The organism is Bacillus coahuilensis m4-4 (genome assembly GCF_000171615.1).
GTDB lineage: Bacteria > Bacillota > Bacilli > Bacillales > Bacillaceae_K > Bacillus_T > Bacillus_T coahuilensis.
In genome coordinates this window covers 1-6,649 of sequence record NZ_ABFU01000072.1, presented here as the reverse complement: position 1 = coordinate 6,649, position 6,649 = coordinate 1, and the positions used below count along the sequence as shown (strand labels likewise).

4 protein-coding genes and 3 pseudogenes are annotated in these 6,649 nt (G+C 35.3%); 2 read left to right on the top strand and 5 right to left on the bottom strand.

Features of this window, described 5'->3' with window-relative positions; all coding sequences use genetic code 11:
• Positions 1-77 precede the first annotated feature (77 nt).
• From M44_RS26560 to M44_RS24350, 4 genes and pseudogenes are all read right to left on the bottom strand, one after another.
• Positions 78-248 (bottom strand): hypothetical protein, encoded by a 171-nt coding sequence (locus M44_RS26560; protein WP_010176108.1) that lies wholly within the window; start codon positions 246-248, stop codon positions 78-80.
• A 536-nt stretch (positions 249-784) separates the two neighbouring features.
• Positions 785-2,897, bottom strand: a pseudogene (locus tag M44_RS24355) (RNA degradosome polyphosphate kinase).
• Positions 2,898-2,951: 54 nt separating this feature from the next.
• Complete coding sequence (locus tag M44_RS29665) at positions 2,952-3,314, bottom strand: hypothetical protein (protein ID WP_337444172.1); 363 nt, start codon at positions 3,312-3,314, stop codon at positions 2,952-2,954.
• A 22-nt stretch (positions 3,315-3,336) separates the two neighbouring features.
• Complete coding sequence (locus tag M44_RS24350) at positions 3,337-4,479, bottom strand: Ppx/GppA family phosphatase (RefSeq protein ID WP_337444171.1); 1,143 nt, start codon at positions 4,477-4,479, stop codon at positions 3,337-3,339.
• A gap of 168 nt (positions 4,480-4,647) precedes the next feature.
• Here M44_RS24350 and M44_RS24345 point away from each other — a divergent pair.
• Positions 4,648-5,122 (top strand): annotated as a pseudogene (locus M44_RS24345) (YkyB family protein).
• A gap of 22 nt (positions 5,123-5,144) precedes the next feature.
• Here the strand turns inward: M44_RS24345 and M44_RS24340 are convergent.
• Positions 5,145-6,041, bottom strand: a pseudogene (locus M44_RS24340) (chemotaxis protein).
• Between the two features lie 194 nt (positions 6,042-6,235).
• Here M44_RS24340 and M44_RS18600 point away from each other — a divergent pair.
• On the top strand, positions 6,236-6,619 hold the full coding sequence (locus M44_RS18600) for a VOC family protein (protein ID WP_010176104.1): 384 nt from the start codon (positions 6,236-6,238) through the stop codon (positions 6,617-6,619).
• Positions 6,620-6,649: the final 30 nt, after the last annotated feature.

Genomic DNA, 6,649 nt, shown 5'->3' with positions numbered 1-6,649 from the left:
CCACAACTGTTGTAATTCCCAATTTGCGCATCTTCCCATTTCTTTGGGATTTCCATTCTTAAGCCAGCTTGTGTTTGTTATTTTCTTGTTCTGATGCGCCTGCGCAGTTCATCCTTGTTCTCTTTCAGATATTGTTTCAGTTCATCGACTGTTACTCCATCAACTCCACTCGCGCCTTTATTTTTATATACACGCAAGTAGGCTTCATTCATATTTTGATTACTCAAAATCTGTTCTAGAAGTTCCACACTCGTTTCTCCTTCCCTCTCACGTAATAAGTGATAACTCCCTTTTGGTTTTCCTCTGAGGTACGCTCATACTTTCCCCATTAACACATTCTGAGTAGGTCACTTACGCATTCGTGGCGTTGAAACACTATAAATTGTTTAGCCCTTCATGAATTACTTCATTACTATGGCTTCTGCTGACTTCTTGCGACAAACCTTTTTCGACTGTACCTACGTACATCCGCAAGACCTCCCAGGGTAAGACAACTATCCTTCCTCTTTTACTTGCCTGATTTACCCTACAAAGTTACGCACATCTTTTGGACTTTGACTTGTTATGGAGCCTTATCCCTTTGTAGAGCCTTAGTATCAGGTTTCTGTTCGTCAAGCCAAGATTTTATTCCACGCTTCCTCCAGCCCTTACCTCACGATAAGTACCTTGCGCTTCCTTAGTGGTTGGTCGATGTGTACCCCCACAGTGGACTTTCACCACCTAGATAGTTGCCATGCCTGGCACACATAGAAAAACAGAAACGCAGCAATGCGTTTCTGTTTCTTTATTCTTCATCTTCTAAAAGGTGATAAGAGGCTTTTAGCATTTCATATTGACTATCTACTACGTTTTTTTCCTTCTTTTTGTTGAACAAAGGAATAATTTCCTTCTGAGTCTTGCTCTCTTGCTTTTACATTATCATCTAATTGTAACTGTAAGAGGTCGTAAAGCCTTTTCTTTAATTTGCCTTCATATATTGGAAACAATATTTCAACACGTTTAACCATGTTCCGTGTCATCATGTCAGCAGATGATAAATACATTTTTCCTTCACCGTTATGATGGAAATAATAGACTCGGCTGTGCTCAAGGAAACGTCCTACAATACTTATTACCCTAATATTTTCACTTACGCCTTTAATTCCGGGACGCAAACAACAAATTCCTCGAATAATCAATTCAATTTTTACTCCTGCACTAGATGCTTCATACATTTTCATGATTAGTTCTTTGTCTGTTAAGCTATTCATTTTGGCAATGATCCGACCATTACCATGTCGTTTGTGAAGGTCAATCTCTTGGTCAATCAACTCGATAAACTCTTCTCGAATGTCAAATGGCGCCACAACTAAATGATGAAAATTTGGCTTTTCACAATATCCACTTAAGTAATTAAAGAAATTTGTTGCATCAATTCCAAATTTCTTTTTAGACGTGATAAGCCCCATATCTGTGTAGATTTTTGCCGTTTGATCGTTATAATTTCCTGTCCCAAGGTGTACAAACCGTTCAATATTACCATTTCTTCTTCTAACAACGAGAGTGATTTTACTGTGTGTTTTTAAATAAGTCATTCCGTAAATCACATGACAACCCGCTTTTTCTAGCTCTTTTGCCCACTGTACGTTATTTTCTTCATCGAATCGCGCCTTAAGTTCTACTAGAACAGTTACTTGCTTCCCTTTCTCCGCTGCTCGCTTTAGCGCCTCAATAACAGGTGAATCTCCACTTACTCTATACAGGGTTTGTTTAATCGCAAGTACATCTGGATCATCTGCCGCCTCTGAAACAAAATCAACAACCGGCTCAAAAGACTCGTACGGATGATGGAACAATATATCTTCATGTAATACCTTTTCAAATAAATCTTCCTGTGAAGAAACGTCTTCAGGTGGTTGTGGAATGAATGCTTGATAGGCGAGATGCTCCTTATAAGGTGTAATAGCTTTAATAAAACCGAAAAGAAAGGTTAAATCAAGTGGCCCATCAATTTCATACACATCATCTTTATGAATTTCTAATTCTTCAAGCAAATAGTCTAATACTGGTTGCTCAATGGAGCTAACTTCTAATCGAACGGCAGCTCCCCACTTACGTTTTTTAAGCTCCTTCTCTATTTCTAATAGTAAATCTCTTGCCCCTTCCTCTAAAATCGTCATATCAGCATTACGAGTAATGCGGAAAGGACTTGAGGATATTACTTTAAAGCCATTAAACATTTTATCAATATAATGCATGATAATATCTTCTAGAAGAATGATATGGAATTCTCCTTGATTTGATGGGAGCATGATAAATCGGTCAAGTACGGAAGGAACTTGGACTAAGGCTACTTTGTTCTCTTCGTCAATTCCAAGATAATCATCTTCAAGGATAACTACTAAATTTAAACTTTTATTTAACAGCATTGGAAATGGACGATAGGCATCTACCGCCATAGGAGTTAAAACAGGAAAAACTTGTTGATCAAAATAGTCTTCTGTGAACCTTAGTTGATCTTCTGAGAGGGCGTTCATCTTAACTAGATGAATTCCTTCAGTTCTAAGTTCAGGCATAATTTCTTCATTAAATGTTTTATATTGACGATCAATAAGTTTGTGATTTTTCTTTGAAATGGCTGAAAGCTGTTGTTTAGGTGTCATTCCTGCTTTGTTTTCAGGTCGATTAAAATTAGCCTTTACCTGATCCTTTAAACCAGCTACACGCACCATGAAAAATTCGTCTAAATTATTACTGAAAATAGATAAAAATTTAATTCGCTCCATCAATGGCATAGATTTTGCCATGGCCTCTTCTAGTACACGTTCATTAAATGCAAGCCAACTTAATTCACGGTTATTATAGTTTTCAGGTTGAGAAAACTTTTCTAGTTCTAAAGATGTGTTTGGTTGGTACATTCTGACACCCTCTTTCAAAATAAATTCATTTACTATCCAAATATAATTTTAAACTTAATTCCGTAAAACTTCTAATACTATTTCTCGTTTTAACGCTTTTTCTAAATGCTTCTTTTGTTTTTCAAATTGATATTGTTCGGCTAATATATCGTCCTCACAAATGATACACACTACAATGTTGCCCTGTTTTTCCGTAATACTAACATCATGAACCACATTGCGTTTTGTTGCGTTTAAACTATAGGCCATTTTTAGAAGGGGACCAAATTCCTTTAACAGTTTCACTTCATCCTTTGAAAACCAATGAAGAAAAGGCTCCATGTATTGCTTCAAACTAGATTTATTTTTAAAAGAAGCTAAAAGAGCAATCGCTACCCGTTCTTTGTGAGGAATTCCATTTATGTTTTTGTTCGCCAAAATATAAAATGTGTGCTGAGAGCTAGAATCGTGAATCTAATATATTGCCCCATAGATAAAATAAAAACGCAGCTTGCTCTAATACTCTTAAGGATTCTTCATTTAAGCTCCATAAGCCCAATTGGCCAAAGCCTTCCCATAATTTTCTGATTAAGAAAAGCATTTGTTCATTATGAGAATAGTTCACATTGTATTCGAAACCTAATTGTCTTAAGCTCCGTTCTACTATTTCTTGATTAGAAAATACCTTCTTCCCTTCCGTTTGCTCTAAGATTAACCCATCGCGTAATCCATTTCGACTAAAGATAAAGGAAGGGGCATCTGTATAAAGAATCAATTGATAAAATACTTCCAATGCAGGCAAAATAATATCTGCTCTATCTTTAGATAACCCTTCAATTTTCTCTAATTCCACATAATCCAAAGGAAGCAATACGTCTCTCATCCGTGAAATGGACTCAGGGCTCATCACATACTGATGCACTCCAGCAATAGGGTAACTATTTTGACTTTGATCTATTTGAGCAACGTTTCTTGCACTCCCCCCAATAGCGATAATTGGAGCATTTTTCTCCTTTAACCAGGGTAATGTTAGGAACTGCTCTATAATAAATTGGACTAACACTTCACGTTCCTCTAACTGTAGTGAATCACCTTGAATAAACTGTTCTTTTAAAGAAACAACTCCAAAAGGAAAACTATGAGAGTGTTTAATTTGTTTATCTTCAAAGTAAGTAATTTCCGTACTTCCTCCACCTATATCAATACTAAATCCTGTACTAACAGAAGTCGTATTAACAGCAGCAAAATATCCATAATAAGCTTCCTCTTCTTCTGAAAGAATTGAAATTGAAAGATTCGTTTCTTTATAAACCCTGCTGATAATGTCTGATTGGTTTAATGCCTGACGAATGGTAGCAGTCGCAACAGACCGTATTTCATTAACATGATGAAAATCTACTACTTTATTAAAGCTATGTAGAATGGAAAGTAAAACCTGAATTCCTTCTTCTGATAGTATTCCTTCTTCTGTTAAGTAGCTTCGTAAACGTGCAACAGCCTTAACGTTTTCTAATTCCTTTACTGTCCCAATTGCTGTTGACTCGTAAATAACAAGACGAATTGTATTTGATCCTATATCAATGATTGCTGTTTTTTCTTTCATGTAACATCATCCTATTTGTAAAAGTAAAAGCATACTGCTTTAGTATCATTATAATATAAGTAGCGATCATCTAAAATTATTTCTGTCAAAACTTTTATTCAAAGAAAATAATGGTATAATATATATAAACTTGAATAGCTATAAATGCAGAAAGGAACGATTAACCGAATGAATGATAAGCAATCTGATAGTAATAAACGAACAAGTAACAGAGGTTATTCTGTTCATTCCCTCTCACAAGCAATCTTCACTGTCAACAGACACGCTAAAACTGCACCCAATCCTAAGTATTTATATCTATTAAAAGAAAAAAGCCCTCCTTAAAATGATTCAAGAAGGTAAAGCGAAAAAAATAGGCCTTCATTTTTCTAGAAATCCTAGATTTAGTCAGCAACAATCCGATGTAATTGTACAATCTGGAGAATATACGTTTCATATTCCACCTAATAAAGAAGACTTCCAAACCTTACCTCACTTAGGTAAACTATCGGATCAGGTTAGAAACCCTAAAAGTAAGATGAGCTTAAAAGAAGCGAAAGACACCTTACAACGCTACACAGGTTTAAAAGAATTAAAGGATCCATACAACACGAATAGAACGTATCAAAAACCCGTTTTTAAACCACTTGGTGATTCATATTAAATAAAACCTCCACAGGGAGGTTTTATTTAATGTGTTGATCAATTAATTGGACTAACTTCTCAATTTCAGGCTTGCTCACTTGTGCTTCCGCTCCAACTTTCTCACCCTTATGCTTCAGATCATCCGTTATTAAAGAGGAAAAAATAATAACTGGTAAAGTAGAAAGTTCTTTTCTTCTTTAATTCTTCTTGTTAAATGATGTCCATCCATTTGAGGCATTTCAATATCAGTTATTACTATCTGCACATCCTCTTTTAGAGTACCTGCTTCACGAAGAGATAGTAAATAGTTTAATGCTAATTCACCATTTTCAAAGCTATCGATATTCTCATATCCTGCTTCAGTTAGTGTTTCATGTAATAATTTACGCAACAGTGGAGAGTCTTCTGCTATGACTTATTTTTTTATTGGAACGCTCTCTCTTTCCTAATTTTCTTACTTGATCTACGTGAATACCCGATTCAGGATTAATTTCAACCATAATACTTTCAAAATCTAAAATGAGTATCATATTTTCTGCTTGCTTCACTACACCAATAACACGAGTATGATCATCATGAACCATAGTAGAAGGCTTTTCAATATCCTGCCAAGAAATTCGATGAATTTGAGAAACGTTGTCTACATGGAAAACAACCTTCTGGCGATTAAATTCCGTCACGATGTACTTACCTGTTGATTTAGTAAGGTTGGAAGGATATCCTAGTACTTTCTCCATGCTAACAACAGGTAACACTTCACCTCTAAGTTGGATAATCCCCTCTACAAAAGAATGGGAATGAGGAATGGTCGTAATCGGTAAAGGTTGAATAATTTCTTTCACTTTAATGACATTGATTCCATATTTATTTTGACCCACTTCAAATTCAACTAATTCCAGTTCATTTGTACCAGATTCAAGTAAGATACCCTTTTCCATTATTCGACCTCTTTCACGCTTTTTCTTTTACTATAGCACGAAAACGACAAAATGGATGGATTATTTTGTAGGAATTTTGTAGGAAAATGTGGAATAGAGTTTATTACACTTATTTGATTGCGAATGAAATAGAGGATTTTATTCATTTCAAGCAGAATGTACTTATTATCAATGAGTAAAAGGAGTGTAATGGGATGATTCATCAACTTGGCCAAATTATGGTTTATGTCAACAATCAAGATCGAGCTTTATCATTTTGGACAGAGATATTAGAATTTGTTATTGTCGAAGAGATTAACTTAGAAGGCATGAGGTGGATTGAGGTTGCTCCATCCTTAGATTCTGAAACCAGCATTATTTTGCATGATAAAGAAAAGATTTCAAGTATGCAGCCCGAATTAAATGTTGGAACCCCGTCCCTCATGTTCTTTACAAACGATTTAGATGAGCTTTATTCAAAGCTAAAGAACATGCAGATTACTGTTGGAGATATTGTGACAGTACCAAGCGGAAAGGTATTTAATTTCGCGGATTATGAAGATAACTATTTTGCTGTTATGCAAAAAGCGAAAGAATAAAAAACAAAATGAGGGTTTCCCAAAAGTATA